Origin of the sequence: Cognatiluteimonas sedimenti, assembly GCF_022808325.1 — a bacterium.
GTDB lineage: Bacteria > Pseudomonadota > Gammaproteobacteria > Xanthomonadales > Xanthomonadaceae > Cognatiluteimonas > Cognatiluteimonas sedimenti.
Genome location: NZ_JALGCL010000003.1, coordinates 187,897 through 212,215 on the forward strand (window position 1 = coordinate 187,897; position 24,319 = coordinate 212,215).

Annotated in this window: 24 protein-coding genes; 11 read left to right on the plus strand and 13 right to left on the minus strand. The window is 70.6% G+C overall.

Annotation, left to right across the window (positions count from 1 at the left end; translation table 11 throughout):
* Window positions 1–42: 42 nt before the first annotated feature.
* From recF to dnaA, 3 genes are all read right to left on the minus strand, one after another.
* Window positions 43–1,149: a DNA replication/repair protein RecF gene (recF, locus tag MQC88_RS10080; RefSeq protein WP_243321622.1), complete on the minus strand. Its 1,107-nt coding sequence runs from the start codon at window positions 1,147–1,149 to the stop codon at window positions 43–45.
* 91 nt (window positions 1,150–1,240) lie between these two features.
* The gene (gene dnaN, locus MQC88_RS10085; protein WP_243321624.1) at window positions 1,241–2,341 is read right to left on the minus strand and encodes a DNA polymerase III subunit beta; all 1,101 of its coding nucleotides are present in this window, start codon (window positions 2,339–2,341) and stop codon (window positions 1,241–1,243) included.
* Between the two features lie 303 nt (window positions 2,342–2,644).
* Complete coding sequence (dnaA, locus tag MQC88_RS10090; protein ID WP_243321625.1) at window positions 2,645–3,979, minus strand: chromosomal replication initiator protein DnaA; 1,335 nt, start codon at window positions 3,977–3,979, stop codon at window positions 2,645–2,647.
* Window positions 3,980–4,216: 237 nt separating this feature from the next.
* Here dnaA and rpmH point away from each other — a divergent pair, with 237 nt between their 5' ends.
* The 5 genes from rpmH to MQC88_RS10115 all read left to right on the plus strand — a co-directional run bounded on the left by rpmH (window position 4,217) and on the right by MQC88_RS10115 (window position 9,177).
* Window positions 4,217–4,357, plus strand: coding sequence for a 50S ribosomal protein L34 (gene rpmH, locus MQC88_RS10095; RefSeq protein ID WP_031374044.1), 141 nt, complete (start codon window positions 4,217–4,219; stop codon window positions 4,355–4,357).
* Window positions 4,358–4,397: 40 nt separating this feature from the next.
* Complete coding sequence (rnpA, locus tag MQC88_RS10100) at window positions 4,398–4,850, plus strand: ribonuclease P protein component (RefSeq protein WP_243321627.1); 453 nt, start codon at window positions 4,398–4,400, stop codon at window positions 4,848–4,850.
* A gap of 34 nt (window positions 4,851–4,884) precedes the next feature.
* Entirely contained in the window at window positions 4,885–6,600 is a 1,716-nt protein-coding gene (yidC, locus tag MQC88_RS10105) for a membrane protein insertase YidC (RefSeq protein WP_243321628.1), read from the plus strand.
* Window positions 6,601–6,714: 114 nt separating this feature from the next.
* Entirely contained in the window at window positions 6,715–8,058 is a 1,344-nt protein-coding gene (gene mnmE, locus MQC88_RS10110; RefSeq protein ID WP_243321630.1) for a tRNA uridine-5-carboxymethylaminomethyl(34) synthesis GTPase MnmE, read from the plus strand.
* Between the two features lie 102 nt (window positions 8,059–8,160).
* A complete protein-coding gene (locus MQC88_RS10115; RefSeq protein WP_243321632.1) occupies window positions 8,161–9,177 on the plus strand; it encodes an energy transducer TonB in 1,017 nt (338 codons plus the stop codon).
* Window positions 9,178–9,261: 84 nt separating this feature from the next.
* Here MQC88_RS10115 and MQC88_RS10120 read toward each other — a convergent pair whose 3' ends face one another.
* The 6 genes from MQC88_RS10120 to MQC88_RS10145 form a co-directional block, all read right to left on the minus strand.
* Window positions 9,262–10,431, minus strand: a complete 1,170-nt coding sequence (locus MQC88_RS10120; protein ID WP_243321633.1) for an ABC transporter permease — start codon at window positions 10,429–10,431, stop codon at window positions 9,262–9,264.
* Window positions 10,428–11,183, minus strand: coding sequence for an ABC transporter ATP-binding protein (locus MQC88_RS10125; RefSeq protein ID WP_243321635.1), 756 nt, complete (start codon window positions 11,181–11,183; stop codon window positions 10,428–10,430). Before MQC88_RS10125 ends, MQC88_RS10120 begins: the two co-directional genes overlap by 4 nt.
* Window positions 11,184–11,217: 34 nt before the next feature.
* Window positions 11,218–12,777: an alpha/beta hydrolase gene (locus MQC88_RS10130; RefSeq protein WP_243321636.1), complete on the minus strand. Its 1,560-nt coding sequence runs from the start codon at window positions 12,775–12,777 to the stop codon at window positions 11,218–11,220.
* A 31-nt stretch (window positions 12,778–12,808) separates the two neighbouring features.
* Entirely contained in the window at window positions 12,809–13,024 is a 216-nt protein-coding gene (locus MQC88_RS10135) for a helix-turn-helix transcriptional regulator (RefSeq protein WP_243321638.1), read from the minus strand.
* A 5-nt stretch (window positions 13,025–13,029) separates the two neighbouring features.
* Window positions 13,030–13,602 carry a hypothetical protein gene (locus MQC88_RS10140; RefSeq protein ID WP_243321640.1) on the minus strand — a complete coding sequence of 191 codons (573 nt, stop codon included), beginning with the start codon at window positions 13,600–13,602 and terminating at the stop codon, window positions 13,030–13,032.
* Window positions 13,603–13,811: 209 nt separating this feature from the next.
* Window positions 13,812–14,567 (minus strand): ferredoxin--NADP reductase, encoded by a 756-nt coding sequence (locus MQC88_RS10145; protein WP_256451769.1) that lies wholly within the window; start codon window positions 14,565–14,567, stop codon window positions 13,812–13,814.
* Between the two features lie 94 nt (window positions 14,568–14,661).
* Here MQC88_RS10145 and MQC88_RS10150 point away from each other — a divergent pair, with 94 nt between their 5' ends.
* From MQC88_RS10150 to MQC88_RS10160, 3 genes are all read left to right on the plus strand, one after another.
* The gene (locus tag MQC88_RS10150) at window positions 14,662–15,651 is read left to right on the plus strand and encodes an ABC transporter ATP-binding protein (RefSeq protein ID WP_243321908.1); all 990 of its coding nucleotides are present in this window, start codon (window positions 14,662–14,664) and stop codon (window positions 15,649–15,651) included.
* Window positions 15,648–16,454, plus strand: coding sequence for an ABC transporter permease (locus MQC88_RS10155; protein ID WP_243321642.1), 807 nt, complete (start codon window positions 15,648–15,650; stop codon window positions 16,452–16,454). Before MQC88_RS10150 ends, MQC88_RS10155 begins: the two co-directional genes overlap by 4 nt.
* A 94-nt stretch (window positions 16,455–16,548) precedes the next feature.
* Entirely contained in the window at window positions 16,549–17,043 is a 495-nt protein-coding gene (locus MQC88_RS10160; RefSeq protein WP_243321645.1) for a hypothetical protein, read from the plus strand.
* 8 nt (window positions 17,044–17,051) lie between these two features.
* Here the strand turns inward: MQC88_RS10160 and MQC88_RS10165 are convergent, their stop codons facing one another.
* The gene (locus MQC88_RS10165; protein ID WP_243321647.1) at window positions 17,052–17,843 is read right to left on the minus strand and encodes a TatD family hydrolase; all 792 of its coding nucleotides are present in this window, start codon (window positions 17,841–17,843) and stop codon (window positions 17,052–17,054) included.
* A 148-nt stretch (window positions 17,844–17,991) separates the two neighbouring features.
* Here MQC88_RS10165 and hrpB point away from each other — a divergent pair, with 148 nt between their 5' ends.
* Together hrpB and MQC88_RS10175 are read left to right on the plus strand one after the other, a co-directional pair.
* Window positions 17,992–20,496 carry an ATP-dependent helicase HrpB gene (gene hrpB / locus MQC88_RS10170; RefSeq protein ID WP_243321649.1) on the plus strand — a complete coding sequence of 835 codons (2,505 nt, stop codon included), beginning with the start codon at window positions 17,992–17,994 and terminating at the stop codon, window positions 20,494–20,496.
* A gap of 99 nt (window positions 20,497–20,595) precedes the next feature.
* Window positions 20,596–20,976: a hypothetical protein gene (locus tag MQC88_RS10175; protein ID WP_243321651.1), complete on the plus strand. Its 381-nt coding sequence runs from the start codon at window positions 20,596–20,598 to the stop codon at window positions 20,974–20,976.
* Between the two features lie 39 nt (window positions 20,977–21,015).
* On the opposite strand, the gene MQC88_RS10180 is transcribed toward MQC88_RS10175, so the two are convergent.
* The 3 genes from MQC88_RS10180 to MQC88_RS10190 form a co-directional block, all read right to left on the minus strand.
* Complete coding sequence (locus MQC88_RS10180; protein WP_243321653.1) at window positions 21,016–22,128, minus strand: hybrid sensor histidine kinase/response regulator; 1,113 nt, start codon at window positions 22,126–22,128, stop codon at window positions 21,016–21,018.
* A gap of 140 nt (window positions 22,129–22,268) precedes the next feature.
* Window positions 22,269–22,808, minus strand: coding sequence for a pseudouridine synthase (locus tag MQC88_RS10185; protein WP_243321654.1), 540 nt, complete (start codon window positions 22,806–22,808; stop codon window positions 22,269–22,271).
* A gap of 133 nt (window positions 22,809–22,941) precedes the next feature.
* Window positions 22,942–23,886, minus strand: a complete 945-nt coding sequence (locus MQC88_RS10190; protein ID WP_243321656.1) for a LysR substrate-binding domain-containing protein — start codon at window positions 23,884–23,886, stop codon at window positions 22,942–22,944.
* A 124-nt stretch (window positions 23,887–24,010) separates the two neighbouring features.
* On the opposite strand from MQC88_RS10190, the gene MQC88_RS10195 reads away from it, so the two are divergent.
* Window positions 24,011–24,235, plus strand: a complete 225-nt coding sequence (locus tag MQC88_RS10195) for a hypothetical protein (RefSeq protein WP_243321658.1) — start codon at window positions 24,011–24,013, stop codon at window positions 24,233–24,235.
* Window positions 24,236–24,319 lie beyond the last annotated feature (84 nt).

The following is a 24,319-nucleotide window of genomic DNA, read 5'->3' on the forward strand; positions in this document are numbered from 1 at the left end:
GATGCGTGAAGTATAGCAATCCTGCCGCCTCGCCCGGGGCAGTCACGCCGGCGGAGATGCCGTGCCTTCAGCAACGAGGATGCCGTGTTCCACGTGGAACACGGCGGGCGGCGGCAGCATGTGCGCGCTGCCGGCAGGCGCCTCGGTGCCGGTGATCAACACCTGCGCCCCGTAGTCCTGCAGGCGCCGCAGCACCTGGTCCTGGTGGCGGCGATCCAGCTCCGAGGCAAGGTCGTCCAGCGCCACGACCGGCCATTCGCCACGCCGTGCGGCCTGGTGTTCGGCCTGGGCCAGCAGCGCTGACAGGGCCGTGAGCTTGGCCTGGCCCCGGGACAGCGCCTCTCGGCCCGGAATGCGCGCGTGATCGATCCGCCAATCGGCACGATGCGGGCCGACCGAGGTGAAACCGGTGGCCAGGTCACGTTCCCTGGACAGCAGCAGCGCATCCGCCAACGACAGCTCCTCCTGGCGCCAGCCCGGCAGGAATTGCAGGGTCGAGCCCTCCGCCACCGGCAACAGCATGGCAGCCGTGGCCTGCAGGTAGGGTTGCAACTGCTCCAGATAGTGCTGGCGATAGCGGGTCAGCAGGGTCCCTACGGCGTCGAGTTCATGCTCCCAGGCGTCCAGCTGGGCGTCGCGGATTCGTCCCTTTAGCAGGCTGTTGCGCTGCTTCAGGGCGCGGCCGTAACGGCGCCAGAGCCGCAGGAATTCAGGTTCCACGTGGAACAAACCCCAATCCATGAACCGGCGGCGAGGCTCGGCCGGGCCCATCACCAGCGCGTGGCTGCCCGGCTCGAAGGTCACCACGGCCAGCGCCGCACACAGGTCGCCGAGTTGCGCGAGTGGCGCGCCATCCAGGCGCCCCTCCCAGGTCTGTCCGTTGTGGCGCAGGCCGGCGCGGCGGCTGCGACCGGAAACCTGCTCCGACCACTCGACGAACACCGCCAGGGACGGTGCGCCCGTGCGGACCAGGCCGTCGCGCACGCGGCCGCGGAAACTGCGGCCGTAGGCCATCAGGTGCAGCGCCTCCAACAGGCTGGACTTGCCGTCGCCGTTGCCGCCGAGGATCAGGTTCAGGCCTGGGCCCGGGGCAAACCCGACCTGGTCGAAACAACGCAACCCGCCCACCTGCAGTCGCGTCACCCGCATGGTCGGGACCCGCGGCGCTGCGGACGGCCCCAAGCAAAACGCCCGGTGGGCGCCGGGCGTTTGCGTTCCACGTGGAACAGACCGGGCATCGTCAGAGACGCAGCGGCATCACCACGTGCCGGCATTTCTCGCTGCCCGCCTCACGCACCAGTGCCGAGGAGTTGGCATCCCGCAACTGCAGCACGACATGCTCGTCGCGCAGCGCCGAGAGGGCGTCGAGCAGGTAATTGACGTTGAAGCCGATCGCCAGGGCGTCGACCTTGGTCTCGGCCTCGACTTCCTCCTGCGCCTCCTCCTGCTCCGGGTTGTGCGCGCTGATCTTCAGCTGCCCCGGGGAAACCTCGACGCGGACGCCACGATACTTCTCGTTGGACAGGATCGCCGCACGTTGCAGGGCCGCGCGCAGCACTTCCCGGTCGATCCGGACCTCGCGGTCGGCGCCGATCGGGATGACCGCCTCGTAATCGGGGAAACGGCCGTCGATCAGCTTGCTGGTGAAGGTGACATCGTCGCGCTTGACCCGGATGTGGCTGCGACCGACTTCCAGCTCCAGCGCGCGATCGCCGCCTTCGAGCAGCCGCTGCAGTTCGGTCACGCCCTTGCGCGGCACGATGATCTGGCGCTTGGCATTGGCGCCGGCGTCCAGCGGTGCCTCGCATAGCGCCAGGCGATGGCCGTCGGTGGCCACGCACCGCAGCACCTGGTCGCGCAGGTCGAACAGCAGCCCGTTGAGGTAATAGCGCACGTCCTGCTGCGCCATCGCGAAGGCGGTGCGCTCGATCAGTTCCTTCAACGCCGCTTCCGGCACCTGCACGCGCTCGGTGGCTTCGACCTCGTCCACCGACGGGAAGTCGTTGGCCGGCAAGCTGGCCAGGGTGAAGCGGCTGCGCCCCGCCTGGACCGTGACCTTGTCGCCGGCCTGGGAGACGGTGATCTTGCTGCCGTCGGGCAGCGCCCGCACGATTTCGAACAGCTTGCGCGCCGGGATCGTCGTTTCGCCGTCCTGGGCATCGTCCACCGCCTGCCGGGCGACCATCTCCACTTCCAGGTCGGTGCCGGTCAGGGACAACTGGCCGTCCTTGACCTGCACCAGCAGGTTGGCCAGCACCGGCAGGGTCTGGCGCCGCTCGACGACGTTGACGACCTGCGCCAGCGGTTTCAGGAAGACTTCGCGTTGCAGGCTGAAGCGCATGCGGACCCCTTGCCCTGTCGTGGTTTCTCGGCCCGGGCATCCAGGCTTTGAAAGGATGGATAAATCAAGAACAGTGGTGGTGCTGGTGTGCTGTAAAGCCGGTGATAACAACTGCAAGACATTGATTTAAAACAGAAAACATGAAAGGCCAGCCTGTGTGCAAACGGCTCCGGCGTTACCGGACAAGCTGTGGACAAGTTGGCCGCGCCGGCCGCGCCTGCTTGTTATACACAGCTTGTCCCCGGCCCATCCACCCGCTCCCGTTTTGCCGTCCCGCGCCACGCCTGGCACCGTTGCCCCGGCCTATTCGCTGAGCTTGCGGATCAGCTTGTCCCAGTCCTCGCGCAGTTTGCCGTCGGTCTCCAGCAGGTGCTTGATCTGGCGGCAGGCGTGCAGCACGGTGGTGTGGTCGCGGCCGGCGAAGGCGTCGCCGATTTCCGGCAGGCTGTGTTCGGTCAGTTCCTTGGCCAGCGCCATCGCCATCTGCCGCGGCCGGGCCAGCGAACGCGTCCGCCGTTTCGACAACAAATCCTTGATCTGCAGGCCGTAGTAGTCTGCCACGACCTTCTGGATGTTGGCGATGCTGATCGCCTGCTGCTGCGCGCGCAACAGGTCGCGCAGGGTCTCCTGGGCGAACTCCGCGGTGATCGCGCGGCCGGTGAAGTTGGCGCGCGCCGCCAGCGTGTTGAGCGCGCCTTCCAGGTCGCGCACGTTCGAACGCATCTTCTTGGCGATCAGGAAGGCGACGTCCTCGGGGATCATGACGCCGCGCTCGCGTGCCTTGGACAGCACGATCTGGGCACGGGTCTCGAAATCCGGCGGGTCGATCGCCACAGACAGCCCCCAGCCCAGCCGCGACTTCAGCCGCGGCTCCAGGCCGTCGACCTCGCGCGGATAGCGGTCGCAGGTGAGGATGATCTGCTGCTTGCCGTCGAACAGCGCGTTGAAGGTGTGGAAGAACTCCTCCTGGGTGCGGTCCTTTCCGGCGAAGAACTGGATGTCGTCGATCAGCAACGCGTCGATGCCCTGGAACTGGCGCTTGAACGCCTCCATGCCGCCGCTGGTCTTGTCGTACAGCGCCTTGGTGAAGGCGCTCATGAACTGTTCCGAGCGCAGGTACATCACCTTCATGCCCGGGCGGTTGGCGCGCATCGCGTTGCCGGCGGCGAACATCAGGTGGGTCTTGCCCAGGCCGGTGCCGCCGTACAGCAGCAGCGGGTTGTGGGCGCGGTCGCCGGGTTGCTGCGCGGCCTGCCACGCGGCGGCGCGGCCCAGCTGGTTGCTGCGGCCTTCGACGAAATTGTCGAAGGTGTAGTGGTTGTCGAGGTGGCCCTGGAAGGGTTCCGGCGTCGCCGCGCGCGCCGGGGCCGGTGTCGCGGCCTTGCCCCCGGTGTCGAGCACGCGCCGGAACGAACCGATCTCCAGGCTGACATCGGGCTTGCCGGCGAAGTGCGCGAGCAGCTCGCGGATCCGCGCCAGGTATCGCGCGCGCACCTCTTCCATGACGAAGGCATTGGGCGCGTACAGCACGTAGGCGTCGTCGCGCAGGCTGGCCTGCAGTGGTTTGAGCCAGGTGTGGACGTCCTCGGCCGGGAATTCGGCTTCGAGGCGTTCGAGGCAACGGGGCCAGGCATCCATGGGGTCGACTGCTACCGAAAGGCTGGCCGCGCGACGCGCGTGGCGTCGCGATGCGGAAACAACGGGATGCAGCAGCCTACCACCGCACCCCGGGGGGCGCACCCGGCGCCGGACGCGGCCGGCACGGCCGAAAGCGCAGGCGCGCGCATGCCATGCCGATGCGCCCGTGGTTGACCCGCCTCTGGGCGCCAGCTATCATTTCGAGTCTTTTCCGTCGCTTAACCGCACGAGCCCGTCATGGCCACCAAGCGCACCTACCAGCCCAGCAACCTCAAGCGCAAGCGCGACCACGGCTTCCGTGCCCGCATGGCGACCGCCGACGGCCGCAAGATCCTCGCGCGTCGCCGCGCCAAGGGCCGCAAGCGCCTCTGCGCCTGACGGCCATGGTTGCCGCGGCCGGCCGTGATGGCCGCCGCCCATGAGCCCGACACCTTCGCCCGGAGCCCCGGACGCCCGCTTCCCGCGCACTGCCCGGGTACGCGCGCGCGCCGATTACACGCGCGTGTTCGAAGCCGGGCGCCGCATCGCCGCCCCGCAACTGACCCTGCACTGGCTGCGCGACGGACAACCGCCGCGCCTGGGCCTGGCGGTGTCGCGCAAGGTCGACCCGGATGCCGTCGGCCGCAACCGCATCAAGCGCTGCCTGCGCGACCAGTTCCGCAGGATCCGCGGCACGCTGCAGGATGGTGCCTACGTGCTGGTCGCGCGCCCCGCCGCGGCGCAGGCCGGCAATCCCGCGTTGCGCGCGGCGCTGCTGGCGTTGCTGCAACGCGCGGGCGCGTTGCCGCCACCGGATGCGCCCGGCACAATGCCCGCTTCCGATTGCGATCGGCCTTCCCCCCTTCCGCTGCCGCGCGCCCGCGCCGGTTGATCCTGCCCGAGCGCGTCGCCATGAACCTGTCGCCATGAACCAGACCCGTACTTTCCTGATCTTCGCCTGGCTGGCGGTGGCCACCTTGTTGTTCATGGCCTGGAGCCGCGAGCAGGGACCAGCGTCGTCCGCGGCCCCTGCAGCGGCGGCCCCCGCGATCGCCACCGGCGCTGGCGACAGCACGATCCCGGTGGTGACCGGCGCCAACGTGCCGAAAACGCCGAGCGCGCAGATGTCCGCGCCGCCCGCAGAGGACGAAGCCACGGCCGCGGCCCCGCAGGCGCCGGTGATCAGCGTCACCACCGACGTGTTGCGGGTGCAACTCGACGGCGGCGCCATCCGTCAGGCGGACCTGCTGCGCTACCCGCAGACCACCGCGCCAGGCAGCCCGCCGATGCGCCTGTTCGCATCCGACGCCGCGCATTTCTTCCAGGCGCAGAGCGGTTGGGTCAGCAGCACCGGGGCGGCGCCGAGCCACGAAGCCGGCTTCGTGCCGGTCGAACCCAGGCGCGACTACACGCTTGCCGCTGGCGCCGACCAGGTCGCGGTTCCGTTCCTGTGGACCGGGCCGGACGGCGTCAGCATCCGCCGGACCTACGTGTTCACCCGCGGCGACTACGCGGTACAGGTGCGCGACGAAGTCGCCAATGCCGGCGCGTCCCCCTGGCAGGGCTACGTCTACCGGCAATTGCTGCGGGTCCCGCCGGCGGTCAAGAGCGGCTTCACCCATCCGGAGTCCTACAGCTTCCACGGCGCGGCCTGGTTCAGCGCGCAGGACAAGTTCGAGAAGCGCAAGTTCGCCAAGTACGACGACGGCGGCGCGCTGGACAAGCGCGTCACCGGCGGCTGGATCGCGATGCTGCAGCACCACTTCTTCGCCGCGTGGATCCCGGGCGACAAGGACGCGAGCACCTTCTCGCTGGCGTCGCCCAGCGGCCCCGGCGGACAGCAGCAGGCGCTGGTGCGCGAGCTCGGGCCCGGCGTGGCGGTCGCGCCAGGCGCCAGCGCCAGTACCAGTGCGCGGTTGTGGGTCGGGCCCAAGCTGGTCAAGCAGATCGAGGCCCAGCACGTGGTCGGGCTGGAGCGCGCGGTCGATTTCAGCAGCTACGCGATCATGGCCTGGATCGCCGGCCTGTTGTTCTCGGTGCTGGCGTTCCTGCACGGCGTGTTCGGCAACTGGGGCTGGGCGATCATCGGCCTGGTGGTGATCATCAAGGCGCTGATGTATCCGTTGTCCGCCGCGCAGTACAAGTCGGCGGCGAAGATGCGCCGCTTCCAGCCGCGCATCGAGCAGCTCAAGGAGCGCTACGGCGACGACAAGCAGAAGTTCCAGATGGCGATGATGGAGCTGTACAAGAAGGAGAAGATCAACCCGGCCGGCGGCTGCCTGCCGGTGCTGGTGCAGATGCCGGTATTCCTCGCGCTGTACTGGACGTTGCTGGAGTCGGTGGAGCTGCGGCAGGCGCCGTGGATCGGCTGGATCCACAACCTGACCGCACCCGATCCCTACTTCATCCTGCCGGCGATCAACATCGCGGTGATGTGGGCCACGCAGAAGCTGACGCCGACCCCGATCGCCGATCCGATGCAACGCAGGATGATGCAGTACATGCCGGTGGCAATGGGCGTGATGTTCGCGTTCTTCCCCGCGGGCCTGGTGCTGTACTGGGTCACCAACGGCAGCCTCGGCCTGCTGCAGCAGTGGTGGATGACCAAGGTCCACGGCCAGCCGGCGCCGGCCAAGGCCTGATCCCCGCGCCGGAGCCTTCGAAGCCCGCCGCTCGGCGGGCTTCGCGTTTGCGCATCGTGCGCGCGATATCCCGTGCCGATGCGGCACACTGCCGGCAGGAATACGGTTGCCCGCATGCCCGACCACGACACCATCGCCGCGATCGCCACCGCCGCCGGCAGCGCCGGGGTCGGGATCGTGCGGATTTCGGGCGCGCGCAGCCGCGGGATCGCGCAGGCGGTGTGCGGCCGCGCATTGGCCCCACGTCACGCGCACCACGTGGTTTTCAGCGCCGCCGACGGCGCCACCATCGACGACGGCATCGCCCTGTATTTCGCCGCCCCCGCCAGCTATACCGGCGAGGACGTGGTCGAACTGCAGGCGCATGGCAGCCCGGTGCTCCTGCAGCAACTGCTGGCGCGCTGCTGCGCGCTGGGCGCGCGGATCGCGCGCGCCGGCGAATTCAGCGAACGCGCGTTCCGCAACGGCAAGCTCGACCTGGCGCAGGCCGAAGCCGTCGCCGACCTGATCGCCGCCGGCGACGAACGCGCCGCGCGCGCGGCCCGGCGTTCGCTGGACGGCGAATTCTCGCGCCGGGTCGAGGCCCTGGCCGCGGACCTGCTGGCATTGCGGGTGCAGGTCGAGGCGGCGATCGACTTCGCCGACGAGCCGCTGGATACGCTCGGCGGCGCGGCGATGCGCGCGCGGCTCGCGGCGGGCGAACGTGCGCTGGCCGAGCTGGTCGCCGCCGCCGAACGCGGGCGCAGGTTGCGCGACGGGCTGCACGCGGTGATCGTCGGCCCGCCCAATGCCGGCAAGAGCTCGTTGCTCAACGCCCTGGCCGGCGCCGACCGCGCGATCGTCACCGAGATCGCCGGCACCACCCGCGACCTGCTGCAGGAAACCATCCGCAGCGACGGCGTCGAGCTGACCCTGGTCGACACGGCCGGTTTGCGCGAGGGTGGCGATGCGATCGAGCGCGAAGGCATGCGCCGCGCACGCGCCGAACTCGCGCGCGCCGACCTTGCGGTGGTGGTGCTCGACGCACGCGATCCGCGGTCCGGCCGCGATGCCGTCGCCGCGGCGGTCGCCGCGGTCCCGCAACGCCTGTGGCTGCACAACAAGGCCGACCTGCTGCCGGCATCCGCCGCCATCCCGCACGGCAGCGAAGAACTGCGGGTTTCGGCGCGCACCGGCGCGGGCCTGGAGGACTTGCATGCGCGCCTCAGGAGCCTGGCGCTGGGCGTCGGCGCGGATGCCGGCGAGGGCAGCTTCAGTGCCCGCGCGCGCCAGGTCGAGGCACTGCGCCGTGCCGCAGTCGAGCTGGCCTCCGCCGCGCTTGCCCTCGACGACGAGGCGCTCGACCTCGCCGCCGAAGCCCTGCGCCGGGGTCATGACGCCCTCGGCGAGATCACCGGGCGGATCGTGCCGGATGCGCTACTGGGTCACATTTTCTCGACCTTCTGCATCGGCAAGTAGCGCCAGCACGCCCGTTCAGCGGCGCCGGGAGTTGACAAATGGCCCGCGCTGTCGCGTCCTACGCATACGTGCGCCCACGCACAGTACAGGGGAGCGTTTCCGATGTTCGTTGCAAATGCCTTGCAGGCGCGGCCGGCGTGGTTCCGGCTGGCCGCCGTATTCGTGGTGATCTGCGCCTTCGCCGGGTGCAAGAAGGACCAGACCGCCGCCGCGCCGGATGCCGGCACCGCGCCCACCACCCAGGCCCCGCCGCCGCCGGCGGTGTCGGACAAGGTCAACGCGATGAGCGCCGACCAGCTGCGCGACGCGGCGAGCACCGCGCTGCGCGAGCAGCGCCTGTACGCGCCGGCCGGCGACAACGCGATGGAGTACTACCTGGCGCTGCGCGACAAGCAGCCCAACGACCCGGCCGTGTCCAGCGCACTGACCGACCTGATGCCGTACGCGCTGATCGCCACCGAGCAGAGCATCGGCCGCGACGACTTCAGCGAAGGCCAGCGCCTGTACGCACTGATGGAGAAGGCCGACGCCAAGGCGCCGGCGCTGCCGCGCCTGAAGCAGGCCATCGCCGATGGCCAGGCCTCGCTGGCGCAGCGCACGGCGCAGGCGGCGCTGCAGACCGAGGAAGAAGCCAAGCGCCAGGCGGAACTGGAGAAGCAGCGCGCGGCCGACCAGAAGAAGGCGCAGGAAGACGCGGCGCAGAAGATCGCCGCGCAGCAGGCCGAGGCGCAACGCGCGGCCGCCACCGCCGCGGCGCCGGTGACGCAGCCGCAGCGCCCGGCGCAGCAGGCGCCGGCACCGGCGCAGGAGCAGCCGGCCGCGACCCCGCCGCCGGCCCCGACACCGGCCGCGCCGAGGGTATCGAACGAACTGCGCCCGATCAGCCTGCCGGCCCCGAGCTATCCGCGCGAAGCCGAGCGCCGTCGCCGTTCCGGCTCGGTCGAAGTCGAGTTCACCGTCGGCACCGACGGCAGCGTGACCTCGGCGCGGGTGGTGCAGGCATCGCCGCCGCGGGTGTTCGACCGCGAAGCGCTGTCGGCGGTCAACCGCTGGCGCTTCCAGCCGGTCGGTTCGCCGGTGACCACGCGCCGCACGATCCAGTTCAAGCCGGCCGACTGAGTCCCGCCAGGCCGGGCCGATGCGGCCCGATACCCACGAAGCCCGGCCTTGTGCCGGGCTTCGTCTTGCGTGCCGCAGCCCCGATCAGGCGGAGACCGCCAGGCTTTCCTGGTGGTAGCGGCGGATGGCGGCGTACCACAGCAGCGCGGCCAGGCCGAGGCCGGCGGCCAGGTAGACCAGCCACTGTTGCGCGGCGATCGGCTCGCTGCGGATCACTTTCAACAGCATCTGGTTCTGCGCCAGGAACGGCACCGCGAACATCCACAGCTGGTTTTTCACCGGGCTGACCATCAGCACCACGGTCGGGATGATCGGCAGCAGGATCAGCAGGCCGGTGTAGCTCTGCGCCTCCTTCACCGACTTGGCGCCGGCGGCGATGAAAGTCAGCAGGCTTCCGCCCAGGAACACCATCGGCAGCAGCACCAGCAGCATCACCGCCATTTCCCGGCCGCCCATCGCCAGCTGCTTGGCGATCCCCGGCGCGAACGCCGCGCCGACGCGGAATGCCAGCAGCGTCAGCACCAGCGCGACCACGCCGACGCTGCACGCAGCGGCGATCTTGCCGCTGACGATGGCGCCGCGCCGCGCCGGCGTGGCCAGCAGCGGTTCCAGCGATTGCCGTTCGCGTTCGCCGGCGGTGGTGTCGAGCACCAGTTGCAGGCTGCCGATGAAGGCGCCGAGGATCAGCAGGTACGGCAGCAGCATCGCCGCGAGCGTCGCGCCGCGGGCCTCGGGCGTGGACAGGTCCTTGTGCGAAACCGTCAACGGTGCGGCGACGCCGGGATTGATCCCGCGCGCGAGCAGGCGCAGCGCCCCCACCTGCTGGCTGTACAGGCCGAGCACCGTCTCCAGCCGCTTGACCGGGATGTCCGCGTCCTGGCGGGTGGAGTCGTGCACGATCTCCACCAGCGCCGGCGTGCCTTCGCGCCAGTGGCTGGCGTAGTCGTCGCCGATCCGCAGGTAGACGTCCTCGTCCTGCGCGCGGATCGCCGCGTCCGGGTCGGCCACCTGCTTGCGCGCGATGCCCTGGCCGCCGAGCCAGGCCACCAGGTTGGGCGCGTGCTCGGCGCCGACGATCGCGATCGCCAGCGGCTTTTCCATCTGCTCCTTGGCCTTGCTCTCGCCGATGGTGGCCATGCCCAGGAACAGCAGCGGCCCCAGCAACGGCCCCAGCAGCAGCGTCAGCAGCAGCGTGCGGCGGTCGCGAACCAGTTCCCGCAACTCCTTCTTCCAGACGATCCACAGCGCCTTCATGCGTGCAATCCTTCTTCAGATCCGATCAGCTGGACGAATGCGTCCTCAAGGTTGTCTTCGCCGGTCTGCGCGCGCAGCGCGTCGGCGCTGCCCTGCGCGACCACGCGGCCGTGCGCCACCACCACGATGCGGTCGCAGAGGGCCGCGACCTCCTGCATGATGTGGCTGGAGAAGATCACGCAGCGGCCTTCGCCGCGCAGCCGTCGCAGGAAGTCGCGCAGGCCGCGGGTGGTCATCACGTCCAGGCCGTTGGTCGGTTCGTCGAGGATCACGTTGCGCGGGTCGTGCACCAGCGCGCGCGCGATCGCGGTCTTGGTGCGCTGGCCCTGGCTGAACCCCTCGGTCTGGCGATCGAGGAAGTCCTCCATCTGCAGCGCGGTGGCCAGTTGCCGGGTGCGTTCGTCGATCAGCGCCGGCGCCATGCCGTGCAGTTCGCCGAAGTAGCGGATGTTCTCGCGCGCGGTCAGGCGCTTGTACACGCCGCGGGCATCGGGCAGCACGCCGAGCGCGCGGCGCGCGGCTTCCGCATCGGCGGCGACGTCGCGGCCGTCGACCAGCACCCGCCCGCTTTCGGGCTGCATCAGCGTGTACAGCATCCGCAACGTGGTGGTCTTGCCGGCGCCGTTGGGGCCGAGCAGGCCGGTGATCTCGCCGTCGCGGGCCTCGAAGCCGACGTCGTCGACGGCGACCACGCGGGTCTTGTCCTTGCCCTTGCCGGGAAAGGTCTTGCGCAGGTGTTCTGCGACGATCATGGGTGGTGTCCTCTGTGATGGGCGCCGGCGGCGCTCACGGCTCCCAGCCGTTGAACGAAACGAAGGGCGGCACGTAGCCGAGCGTGTCCAGGCACTTGCCGTCGAGTGCCTTCGCATCGGCGGTCTGCAGGAACTGCGCGAACAGCTTGGGCATGCAGCCGGCGCCGATCACGTTGTGGCCCTGGCCGCGCAGCACGAGCAGGCGGGCGTTGGGCAGGGTCTTCACCACGTCCTCGCCGTAGCGCGGTGGCGTGACCGGGTCGAATTCGCCTTCCAGCACCAGCGCCGGCACCGTGGACGCCAGCGGCTGGTGGAAATCGGCCGGCATCGCGCCCTTGGGCCACAGCGCGCACTGCGCACCCAGGAATTCGGAGAACTGGTTGCCCAGCAGCGTGCCCTCGGCGTCGGGATCGGCCTGGAATCCGGAAGCGTCCTCGCTGCAGATCACCGAAAGCTGCATGCCCATCGCCATCTGGTCGCCGAGGCTGCTGCCCAGCATCCTGGACAGCGCCATCAAGCCGTCGTAGCGGCCGTGCGCGGCCTCGCCCAGCTGCAGCGGCAGCAGCGACGACACCAGCGGCATGTAGGCATACATGCGCATCAGGCCGGCCACAGCGTCGGGTTGCAGGCGCTCTTCCCTCGACGCACCGGTGGCGGCGTCGCGATAGCGCACCAGCGGCGGGTCGGCGCGCAGTGTCGCCATCAGCGCGTCGAGTTGCGCGCGCGGGTGGCCGACGGCGGACGTGCAGGCGACCGATTCCTCGCACCTGGCGAACTGCAGGTCGAGCGCGCGTTCCAGGTTCCCGGCGAAATCGTTGCCGAGGATCAGGCTGTTCGGCGCCACCGAGTCGAGCACGATCGCGCGGGTGCTGGCGGGATGGCGCATCGCGTACTGCTGCGCCACCCGGGTGCCGTAGGAGATGCCGACCAGGTCGAGCTGCGGCACGCCCAACGCGATCCGCACCGCTTCAAGGTCGCGCACGGCGTCGGTGGTGGTGTAGAAGCGCAGGTCGGCATGCCTGGACAGCGTGTCGCGGCAACGTTCGGTGGCCGCGCGCACGGCGGCCAGGTCGCTGCCGTCGAACGCATCGTCTTCGGGCTTGCACTTCAGCGGATTGGACTTGCCGGTGCCACGCTGGTCGAGCAGGAACACGTTGCGGTGCTTGAGCACGTCGCGGAACGCGGGCGCGACCTGCGGGTAGGTGTCGACCGCGGACTGGCCGGGACCGCCGGCGAGCATGAACACCGCGTCCGCCGCGACCTCGGCGTCGGCCGCGGCCGGGACCCAGGCGAGGTTGAGGGCGAGCTTGCGCCCGTCCGGTCGCGCCGGGTCCTCCGGCACCGAAAACGTTCCGCACTGGGCCTCGACGCTGGCCGGCCCGAACTGCGCGGCCAGCGTGCAGGGCCTGAACGCGATGCGGCCGAACATGCGGGGCGGAGGTGGCGTTGCGATGGCTGGCGCCTTGGTGGCCTCGGCCGCGACGCTGGCGGCCGGCCGGTCCGCCGGCCCGGCGCGTTGGTCGCGCCAGTAGCGGTAGCCGAACATGCCGGCGACGAGCAACAGCGCCAACAGGATCCTGATCTTGCGTGGCATCGTGGTGGTACTCCCCTTTGAAATCCAGGTTTCAGTCGCCGGCGTGCGGCGGGTTGCCGTCGGGCAGGAAAATCGCTTCGATCGTTTCACCGAACAGCCGCGCGACGCGGAAGGCCAGCGGCAGGCTCGGGTCGTACTTGCCGGTTTCCAGCGCGTTGACGGTCTGGCGCGAGACGTCCAGGCGTTCGGCCAGCTCGCCCTGCGACCAGCCGAAGCGCTCGCGCAACTCGCGGATGCGGCTGTCCATGGGGCTTACCGGAACCGGCGCACGACCGCGATCTTGGCCAGCCCGTAGACCAGGCAGACCAGCGGGAACATCCAGATCATCGCCACTCCGGCCGGCACGTCGATCACACGTGCCAGCTGCAGGAAGCCGCCGGCCATGTACAGCAGCGACACCAGCGCGGTGGCCAGGCTCACCGCTTCCAGCTCGATCTGCCGTTGCAGCTCGTCGGCATCGCGGATGAAGCGGACGATGGCGCGCAGCATCAGCGCGATCGGCGGCACCGGCAGCAAGGCGACCAGCGCCCGCAATGCCGGCTCGTCGACCCGCTTGAGCAGCCACATCGATGCGAACAGCAGCACGATGTAGCCGCCCATCGCCGGCACGAAGTCCCGCAGGTAGCGGCGCCGCACCGCCAGGGTCGACGAATCGCAGCCGTCGGGCAGGCGCCAGCGCAGGAAGGCGGCGAACAGCAGCCCGCCGCCCAGGCCCAGCAGGATGCCCCGGGCCATGGGCGGCACCGCCACCAGGTGTGGCAGCAGCACGGCGCCCACCAGCAGCAGCACGGCGGCGGTGAGCAGGGCGACGGGTTTCAGCAGCATGGCGCATGGCCTGTCAAGGAAGCTTGACAGTAGTCTGGAGCCTCCGTCCCTTGTCTGTCAAGCGAGCTTGACAACACGGCCGGGCCACTTGCTGCTGAGGGACTTCTCCGCTGGGTGGGGGACTCGCGCTTTGCGACCGTCCCGGGGGCTGTCGCGCGAGCCGGAACGCCGCGCGCGCGAGCGCGTGGCCGGGGATCCGCCGCCCGCGCCTACTTGCTGCTGACGTACTTCTCGCGGCGGATCTGCGGCACGGCCAGGCCTGCTTCCTTCAGCGCCTCGAAACAGGCATCGACCATGTTCGGGTTGCCGCACAGGTAGGCGATGTCGGTTTCCGGGTCCGGCGCGAACTCCGCCAGGAACTGCTGCACATACCCGTGGCGCACGTCCGGGTGCGGCGCGTCCGGCACGATCCGCGAGAAGCACGGCACGAAGCGGAAGCGGTCCGGATGGCGGTCGGCGAAGGCGCGGAACTCGTCGCCGTACAGCAGCTCGTCGGGCGAGCGCGCGCCGAACAGCAGCACCACCGAGACGTCGCGTTGCGCGAACAACGCCTCCAGCTGCGGCAGCATCGCCCGGTACGGGGTGACGCCGGTGCCGGTGGCGATCAGGAGGTATCGGCGGTTGGCGTCGGCCGGGGCCAGGCAGAAGCGACCGTAGGGGCCACTGGCGTCGATCCGCCCGCCGGGCTCGAGCCCTTCGAACAGCGCGGTCGCGGCGCCGCCGGCGACGTAGCTGACCGCGATCTCGACCGCGTCGCCGGGCCCCCGCGCATGGTCGTGGAGGGTGGCCAGCGAATACGAGCGCTTGGTCGCGGTGCCGTCGGCGTAGTGGAAATGCACCTGCAGGAACTGGCCGGGGATGAACGCCAGCGGTTGTCCGTCGTCACGAACGAACGACAGGTGGGCGATGGTCGGTGCCAGCATCCGGCGCGCGACGAGCTTGAGGGGGAAATGGACGATGGCCAAGGAATCGCAGCACGGACGACGGCCGGAGCGCGGCCACGCGGCCGCCTATACTACCGGCTTCGCCGCGCCCGCCGCGGCCCCGAGCATCCCCGACATGGCTTCCGACCACGCTTCCAGCGGCGTGCCGGCGCCCGCGGCATCGCCGCCGGCGCTGTCGATCCGCGACCTGCGCAAGACCTACGACACCGGCGTGCAGGCGCTCAAGGGCGTGTCGCTGGAGGTTGCGCCCGGCGACTTCTACGCGTTGCTGGGCCCCAACGGCGCCGGCAAGTCGACCCTGATCGGGATCGTCAGCTCGCTGGTCAACAAGACCTCGGGCGAAGTCCGCGTGTTCGGCGTCGACCTGCATGCGGATCGCGACGCGGCGATGCGCCTGCTCGGGCTGGTGCCGCAGGAACTGAACTTCAACATGTTCGAGAAGCCGCGCGACATCCTGGTCAACTACGCGGGCTTCTACGGCATTGCGCGGGCCGAGGCGCTGCTGCGCGCGGAGCAGGAACTCAGGCGCGCGCAACTGTGGGACAAGGCCGACAGCATGGCGCGCACGCTGTCGGGCGGGATGAAGCGCAGGCTGATGATCGCGCGGGCGATGATGACCCGGCCGCGCCTGCTGATCCTGGACGAGCCGACCGCGGGCGTCGACATCGAGATCCGCCGCGGCATGTGGAAGTCGCTTCGCGAGATCAACGCCGCCGGCACCACCATCATCCTCACCACGCACTACCTGGAGGAAGCCGAGAGCCTGTGCCGCAACCTGGCGATCATCGACCGCGGCACGATCGTGCAGCAGGGGCCGATGCGCAGCCTGCTGGCGACGCTGGACGTCGAGGGCTTCCTGCTCGACATCGACGGCCGCCTGCCGCCGGCATTGCCGCAGATCGAAGGCACCTCGCTGGTCGCCAGCGACGACCACACGCTGGATGTCGAGATGCCGCGTGCCATGGACCTCAACCGCGTGTTCGCAAGCCTCGACGCCGCCGGCATCCGCGTGCGTTCGATGCGCACCAAGTCCAACCGGCTGGAGGAGCTGTTCGTGCGCCTGACCGGCGAGGAAGCCGCGGCGAAACGGGAGCAGGCGGCATGAACGCAACTTCGATGCACGGCCGCGAACCCACCGTGGCCCGCCGCAACTGGATCGCGCTGCTCACGATCATGCGCCGCGAGGTCGCGCGCATCCTGCGCATCTGGGGCCAGACCCTGGTGCCTCCGGCGATCACGATGACCCTGTACTTCCTGATCTTCGGCGGCCTGATCGGCTCGCGCGTGGGCAAGATGGACGGCATCACCTACATGGACTTCATCGTCCCCGGGCTGGTGATGATGAGCGTGATCCAGAACAGCTACGGCAACATCTCCTCGAGCTTCTTCGGCGCCAAGTTCGGGCGCCACGTCGAGGAGCTGCTGGTCAGCCCGATGCCGAACTGGGTCATCCTGGGCGGTTATGTCGCCGGCGCGGTGCTGCGCGGGTTGATGGTCGGGGTGATCGTGCTGGGCATCGCGATGCTGTTCACCAAGGTGCGCATCCCGCATCCGCTGGTGACGCTGTCGACGGTGCTGCTGGGCGCCACGATCTTCTCGCTGGCCGGATTCGTCAACGCGGTGTACGCCAAGAAGTTCGACGACGTCGCGATCGTGCCGGTGTTCATCCTCACCCCGCTGACCTACCTGGGCGGCGTGTTCTATTCGGTCAAGCTGCTGCCGGGCTGGGCCGAGGCGCTGACCCACGCCAACCCGATCTTCTACATGGTCAACGCGTTCCGCTATGGCCTTCTGGGGATCAGCGACGTGCCGTTGTGGGTGGCCTACGCGCTGATGATCGGGTTCGTGGCCGTACTCGCCGCGCTGGCGCTGTGGCTGCTGCAACGCGGCGTCGGGCTGCGCAGCTGACAAGGGGCGCATCGCGTGGTGCGGCCGGTCACGGGTGCGCCGCCGCCGGGGCGTATAACCGGGCAGTCGCCCATGTCTTCGCAGGAGCGCGCCGATGCTCTGCCCCAGCCTCGCACTGCTGATCATGCTGGTTGCTGGTGCGGGCTGCGCCCCGGGCAACGATGGCCGCGGCGCCGCAGCGCCGGTGCACGCTGCGGCGCAGGCGCCGCGAACGCCGCCGCCGCCCGGCGCGCGCGGCAAGATCGCCGCGGACCAGGTCGGCAAGCTCAGCCCGGTTGCCGCGTTCGAAGGCGGCGGCGCGGACTGGGACATCGCGATCCACGCCACCACCGGCCTGCGCCACGACGTCCGGCTGCGCTGGGGCGGCGGCGCGCACGTGGCCGGCGGCACCGTGCGCTATCGCGCGTCGGCGCCCGGCACGCACCGGCTCGAAGGCACGCTCTATGGCGTGGGCGGGGACCGCGGCCTGCGCATCGACCTGCGCCGCGGCGACTGCCGCGACGCCGGACGCGTGTTCCGGTACGCGGTGATGGTGGCGGTCGATGGCATGGTGCCATTGCGCGGCTGCGGCGAGCTCGCGCTGCCCTGACCCGTGGGTCAATCCGGAAGACCGAAGAATGCGCGCGCCGTCGCCGTGGTCCGCGCCGCGGTGGTCGCGACGTCTTCGTCGCGATCGCGCGCCAGTTCTTCCACGATGTGGGCCAGGTACATCGGCTCGTTGCGGCGATGCGAGGGTTGCGGGCGCACCGTGCGCGGCAGCAGGTAAGGCGCGTCGGTCTCGATCATCAGGCGGTTGTCCGGGATCGACCTGACCAGTTCGCGCAGGTGCAGGCCGCGGCGTTCGTCGCACAACCAGCCGGTGATGCCGACATGCCAGTCGCGATCCAGGTAGTCGAACAGTTCGTCGCGGGTGCCGGTGAAGCAGTGCACCACCGCCGGCCCAAGCCTGCCGTCGAAGTCCTTCATCATCGCGATGAAGTCGCCATGGGCGTCGCGCTGGTGGAGGAACAGCGGCTTGCCGGTCTCCGCCGCCAGCTGCAACTGGCGTTCGAACGCCTTGCGCTGCGCCGGCCGCGGCGAGAAGTCGCGGAAGTAGTCGAGCCCGCACTCGCCGACGGCCACGACCTCGGGATGCGCGTGCAGGGCGCGCAGCTCGGCGTCGCATTCGTCGGTGTATTCGACCGCGTGGTGCGGATGCACGCCGGCAGTGGCGTACAGCACGCCCGGGTGCGCACGCGCGAGTTCCAGCGCCTTGGGCGAGTGTTCGCGGCTGGCGCCGGTGACGATCATGCGCGCCACGCCGGCGTCGCGCGCGCGTCGCAGCACGTCGTCGCGGTCGTGGTCGAAGCTGTCGTGGGTGAGGTTGGCGCCGATGTCGACCAGGTGCATGCGGACAGTCTAGCAACGCGATTGCCGCGATCTCCCGCGGCAGCGGATCCAGCCGCCAACCATCTCGCCGCCGCTTGCGATGCAGCAGCGCTTGCGGCCGATGCCGCTCCCGCGATGGCGACGGGGATCGCCGCGTATCCTTGCGCGCGTGCACGCACCCGCCTTCCCCATCGCCCCGTTGCTGCCGCGGATCCGCGACAGCCTGGCCGCGCATCCGCGGCTGGTGCTGGAGGCGCCGCCGGGCGCGGGCAAGACCACGCAGGTGCCGCCGGCGCTGCTCGATGCGCCATGGCTCGGCGGCCGCCGGATCGTCATGCTGGAACCGCGACGGGTGGCGGCGCGCGCGGCCGCGGGGTACATGGCGCGGCAGCGCGGCGAGCCGGTCGGCGCCAGCGTCGGCTATCGCATCCGCTTCGACAGCAAGGTCTCCGCGGCGACCCGGATCGAGGTCGTCACCGAAGGCATCCTCACGCGGATGCTGCAGGACGACCCCGAGTTGACGGGTATCGGCGCGCTGCTGTTCGACGAATTCCACGAACGCCACCTCGCCGCCGATCTCGGCCTGGCGCTGGCGCTGGACGTGCAGGCATCGCTGCGCCCGGACCTGCGCATCGTGGCGATGTCGGCGACGCTTGACGGGGAGCGGCTCGCCGGCTTCCTCGACGCGCCGAGGTTGTCCAGCGCCGGCCGCGCGTTTCCGGTCGAGGTCGCGCATTTTCCCGCGCGCCGCGACGAGGCGCCCGAACCGCAGGCGCGGCGCGCGATCGAACATGCGCTGGCCGCCCATCCCGGCGACCTGCTGGTGTTCCTGCCGGGGCAACGCGAGATCGCGCGCACGCAGGCACTGCTGGCCGCGCACCCGCCGCCTGGCGACCACGAGCTGCTGGTGCTGCACGGCGATCTCACGGTCGAGCAGCAGTCGCGGGTCCTGCAACCCGCGGCCGACGGCCGCCGGCGCGTGGTGCTGGCGACCAACGTCGCCGAATCCTCGGTGACCTTGCCGGGCGTGCGCGTGGTGATCGACAGCGGTCAGGCGCGCGAGCCGCGACTGGATCCCAACTCCGGGTTTTCGCGCCTGGACGTGGTCGCGATCGCGCAGGCGTCGGCCGACCAGCGCGCCGGCCGCGCCGGGCGCGTCGCCGCGGGCTGGGCATACCGGCTGTGGCCGCAGTCGCAACGGCTGGAGCCGCAGCGGCGGCCGGAGATCGCGCAGGTCGACCTGTCCGGGCTGGCGCTGGAACTGGCGGGGTGGGGCAGCGATGCGCTGCGTTTCCTCGATCCCCCGCCCGCCGGCGCGCTGGCCGCCGCCCGCGACCTGCTGCGGCGGCTCGACGCGCTCGATGCGGACCACGCGATCACCGCGCGCGGCCGGCGGATGCTGGCGCTGGGCACGCACCCGCGCCTGGCCGCGATGCTGCTGGCGCCCGACGACCGCGGCAGGATCGCCCTGGCCTGCGATCTCGCCGCCCTGCTCGAAGCGCGCGATCCGCTGTATCCGCGCAGCGATGCCGTCGCCGAACGTTGGCAGGCGCTGGCCGCATTCCGTGCCGGGCGTGCGCCTGCCGCAACCAACCGTTCGGCGCTGGCCGCGATCGACGCCGCCGCGAAGCAATGGCGGCGGCGCCTGCGCTGCGACGCGGCGCCGCCCGCCAGCGCGCACGCGCATGACCTCGGCGACCTGCTCGCGCATGCATTCCCGGACCGCATCGCCAGGCAGCATCCGCAGGACCCGAAGCGCTACCAGCTGGCCAATGGGCGCATGGCGCGGCTGTTCGACGACAGTTCGCTGTACGGCGAGCCGTGGCTGGTGGCCAGCGAACTGCGCCACGAGGCGAAGGACGCGTTGCTGCAGCGCGCCGCGCCGGTCGACGAAGCCCACCTGCGCGCCGCCTTCGCCGCGCACTTCCGCGAGGGTGACGAAGTGCACTGGGACCCGGCGCGGCGCGCGCTCGCCAGCCAACGCGTCGAACGTTTCGACGGCATCGTGTTGTCGTCCAGGCCCGCCGGTCGCGTCGATTCGGCGCTGGCGGCGCAGGCCCTGGTCGCCGCGGTCGCCGAGCTCGGGCTGGCTGCCTTGCCCTGGAGCGAATCGCTGTCGCAGTGGCGGCTGCGGGTGCAGTGCCTGCGCGCATGGATGCCTGAACTCGGGCTGCCGGACCTGGGCGACGAGGCGTTGCTCGCATCCCTGGATCGCTGGCTGAAGCCCGCCTTCGCCGGCAAGACCCGGCTGGACGCGCTGGCAGAACCGGAACTGGCCGAGGCCCTGAAGTCGCGCGTCGACTGGAACCTGCGCCAGCGCGTCGAACAACTCGCGCCGACCCGGATCGCGGTGCCTTCGGGCATGGAGCGACGCATCGCCTATGCGCTGGGCGACGAGGGCGGGGCGTCACCGCCGGTGCTGGCGGTGAAGTTGCAGGAACTGTTCGGGCTGGCGGAAACCCCGCGTATCGCCGACGGTCGCGTGCCGCTGACCCTGCACCTGCTGTCGCCGGCCGGACGGCCGTTGCAGGTCACCCAGGACCTGCGCGGCTTCTGGGACCGGACCTGGCCGGAGGTGCGTCGGGAAATGAAGGGGCGGTATCCCAAGCACCCTTGGCCGGAGGATCCCTGGAACGCCACTGCCACCCATCGCGCCAAGCCACGCGGCGCTTGATGCATTCAGCCCCGGTCGTGTTGCGCGCGCTGCACTCACGCGCAGTGAACGCCGCGCTGCCGACACTGCCCGCCTGTCCGCAACGCCAGGAACATGACGATGAACAACACGCTTTCGACGCTGCCCGAGCGCGCCCTGCAACTGGCCGCCCAGGTCGGCTCCGGCATCAAGGATGCGGTACCCGACAAGGCGATCAAGTGGGTGGAAACCGGCGCGGCGCTCGGGGCGCTGAAGACGGGCAGCCGCGTGGCGACCAAGCTCGTGCGTCGCAACCCGGCGATCGCGGTGGCGGCCGCGGCCGGTGCCGGCCTGCTCTGGTATGCGGCCCGTCGCCGCGCAAGGCAGGCCGAGCAGGCGGGCAACGGCGCGATCGAAGGCAAGGCGACCCGGGTCGAGGCCAGGCGCGCCAATGGCAGTGCGCGCAAGACCACGCGAACCCCGCGCGCGCCACGCCGCAGCAAGGCCGCCGACAACGCCTGACCCCGCGCGCAGCGCGGCCGGCGTGCATGCCGGGCCGGCTCAGCCGGCGTCGTCGTCCGCCATTGCCGGCAACTCGATCACGAAGCGCGCGCCGCCGCCCTCGCGGTCCTCGTACCACAGGTTGCCCTCGTACTCGGCGAGGATGTGCTTGGCCAGCGACAGCCCCAGGCCGCTGGACAGGCCATCTGCGGGGTCGGCCTCGGTCAGGCGCATGAAGGGCTTGAACAGCTGGTGCTGGCGCGACGGCGGCACCCCGGGGCCGCGGTCCTCGACCAGCAGCTGCCAGAAACCCGGGGCGCTGCTGCGGATCGACAGCTCGATCGGGCTGCCGGGTGCGTACTTCATCGCGTTGCTGACCAGGTTCTCGGCGACCTGGCGCAACACCAGGCCGTCGATCGCGACCCGGCTCCTGGCCGCCGGCGTGCTCAGCTGCATGCGCAGGCCGCGGCTTTCCAGTTGCAGTTCATAGCGCTGCACCAGCCAGTCGAGGACTTCGTGCAGGCAGGTGCAGGCGGCATCGGCGCGCCGGGGCGCCGCGCTCTGGGCCTGTGTCTCCAGGTAACGACGGATGTAGCCCAGGGCGTCGCCGGCGCTCTCGTGGATCATCTGGATGTAGCGCGGCACGCGTTCGGGCTTGCAGCCGTTGTTGCGCAGCACGTCGCTGGCGAACAACACGCTGCTGAGCGGGTTCTTGAGGTCGTGCGCCACCAGGTTCACCAGCTCCTGGCGCTGGCGCGCGACCCGCTCCAGCCGGTCGCGGGTGAGTTTTAGGCCGATGTGCGCGGTCACCCGCGCCAGCAGTTCCTCGGGGATGAAGGGCTTGGTGACGTAGTCGACCGCGCCGGCGTCGAACGCGCGCAGCAGCATGTCGCGGTCCTGCGCGGCGGTGAGGAAGATCGCCGGCAGCTTGCGCAGTTCCGGGTGCTGCTTGATCTGCGCCAGCAGTTCGAAGCCGTCCATGCCCGGCATCATCATGTCCAGCAGCAGCAGGTCCGGGACCTGCGCGGCGGCCAGGGCCAACGCCTCGTCGCCGTTGCCCGCGGTGACGACCTCATAGCCGTGGCGCGTGAGCAACGCGCTGACCGCGCGCAGGTTGGCCGGCTGGTCGTCGACGACCAGGATCCTGCCGGGTGTCATTGCCGGAGTGGGCATGCGGTTCTCGTTGTCCCCTGGAGAGCGGTGCGCCGTCCATGGCGGACGCAGCGGCGCCGGGAACGTTAGCAGAATCGCCCCGCAGGCTGTTCATGTGGAAGGGTTTCGCGTGAACCATTCAGGTTCACCCGCGACGTCGATCACGCGGCTCGCCATTGGCCCGGCTGCAAGCCCGCCAGATGCCATGCACCGATCGCCACCCGCACCAGCCGCAGGGTCGGCAACCCGACCGCGGCGGTCATGCGCCGGACCTGCCGGTTGCGGCCTTCGCGCAGCGTGATCTCCAGCCAGGCGTCGGGCACGGCCTTGCGGAAGCGCACGGGCGGGTGCCGCGGCCACAACACCGGTTCCGGGATCAGGCGCGCGGCCGCGGGGCGCGTCGGCCCGTCGGCCAGCACCACGCCTTTGCGCAGCGCCGCCAACTGCCCCGCCTGCGGCGCGCCTTCGACCTGCACCCAATAGGTCTTGCGCTGCTTGTGCCGGGGGTCGGTGAGCCGGTGTGCCAGCGCGCCATCGTCGGTGAGCAGCAGCAGGCCCTCGGAATCGAAATCGAGCCGGCCAGCCGGATACACGCCCGCGGGCAGGCCGAAGTCCGCCAGCGTCCGGCGCGCAGGGCCTTGCCCCGGCCCGTCGGTGAACTGGCACAGCACCTTGAAGGGCTTGTTGAAGGCGATCAGCACCAGGCGGAGCGTTCGGCGGGCAACGGGACACCAGCGTAGCCCGGCGCGCGCGGGCGCGGGCCACCGGCGCAGGGATGCGCGGGAACCAGGCCGCGCTGCCTTCTCGCGGTCGCGCCGGCGGACGATGGCAAAGTCACGATCCGCGGCGAGGCGGGCGCGGGCGCTGGCCGGTGGCAAGCGGCGCGGTGCCCGCCGCCCCGGCGACCACCGTGCGCGCCTGCGCGTGCAGCCAGGCGCGGAACGCCTGCAGCCCGGCATGGCCGGCGGAACGCGGCGGATACACCAGATAGTGTGCGTAGTCGCTGGGCAGGCTGTGTTCGCTCAGCACCACCAGTTGCCCGCTTTCGACCAGCAGCCGCGAGCGCACCATCCGCGCCAGCGCCACGCCCATGCCTTCGACCGCGGCGCGGTGCAGCGAGTCCAGGTCGTCGAAGTGGGCGACATAACGCTCCGGCGGCTGCCCGCCATGTTGCGCGAACCACCGCGCCCAGTGCGGCTGCGCGCCTTCGCCGAGCAGCGGCCAGCGGTGCAGGGTGGCGTCGGTCGGCATGCCATGCGTGCGGATCAGCGCCGGGCTCGCCACCGGCACCAGGGTTTCGTCGAGCAGGTGTTCGGCGGTGACGCCCGGCCAGCGCCCCGCGCCCATGCGCAATGCCGCGTCGATCCCGGAGTCGCGCTCGAAATCGACCAGCCGCTCCGAGGACAGCAAGTTGAGCTCCAGTTGCGGGTGCGCGGCGAGGAATCCCCCCAGCCGGGGCACCAGCCAGGCCGAAGCCATCGACGGCATCACGCTGACGGTCAGCACGTCGTCGCGGCGCGCTGCGAAGGGGCGCAATTCCTGCGCCAGCGCATCCAGGTGCGGGCCGGTTCGCGCCAGCAGGCGCTCGCCGTCGGCAGTCAGGCGCACGCCGCGCGGGCCGCGCACGAACAGGCGTTGTCCCAGGCGTTCCTCGAGCGCGCGGATCTGGTGGCTCAGGGCGCTGACGGTGAGGTGCAGCGACTCAGCCGCGCGGGTCAGGTTGCCGCTGCGCGCGGCGGTCGCGAAGCCGAGGAGGGCATGCAGGGGCAGGCGTTGCATCGCGGATCTGCCTTGAGTTCAGTTCAAGTCTGGCTTGCAGAAATGTCGCTTTTCCGCCGGTCACGATGCCTCTAACTTGTGCCTCGTTCAAGAAGGCAGGCGCGGCCTGCCACCGGAGCACACCATGAACGAGATCTTCAAGGGCCTGCTGTCGCTGCACGGCTATCGGCTTCCGTTCGAATCGCTCGAAGGCGCCGACGGCAAGATCGCCGGCACCGAATACGCCATCGGGTATGGCAACCGGGCCGCCTCGCAGCAGGCGTTTCCGGCCCTGGGCCATGGCCGGCGTCGGGGCGAGGACCGCGGCAGTGCAACCGGGCAGGTCTGCACCACCGGCGCCTGCGGCTGAGGCTCGCCACCGACTGCGGTACCAGCGGAAAGGGCCCGGGCGATCCGGGCCCGTTTTGCATGCCCGCCCCTTCGCCGTCCGGGA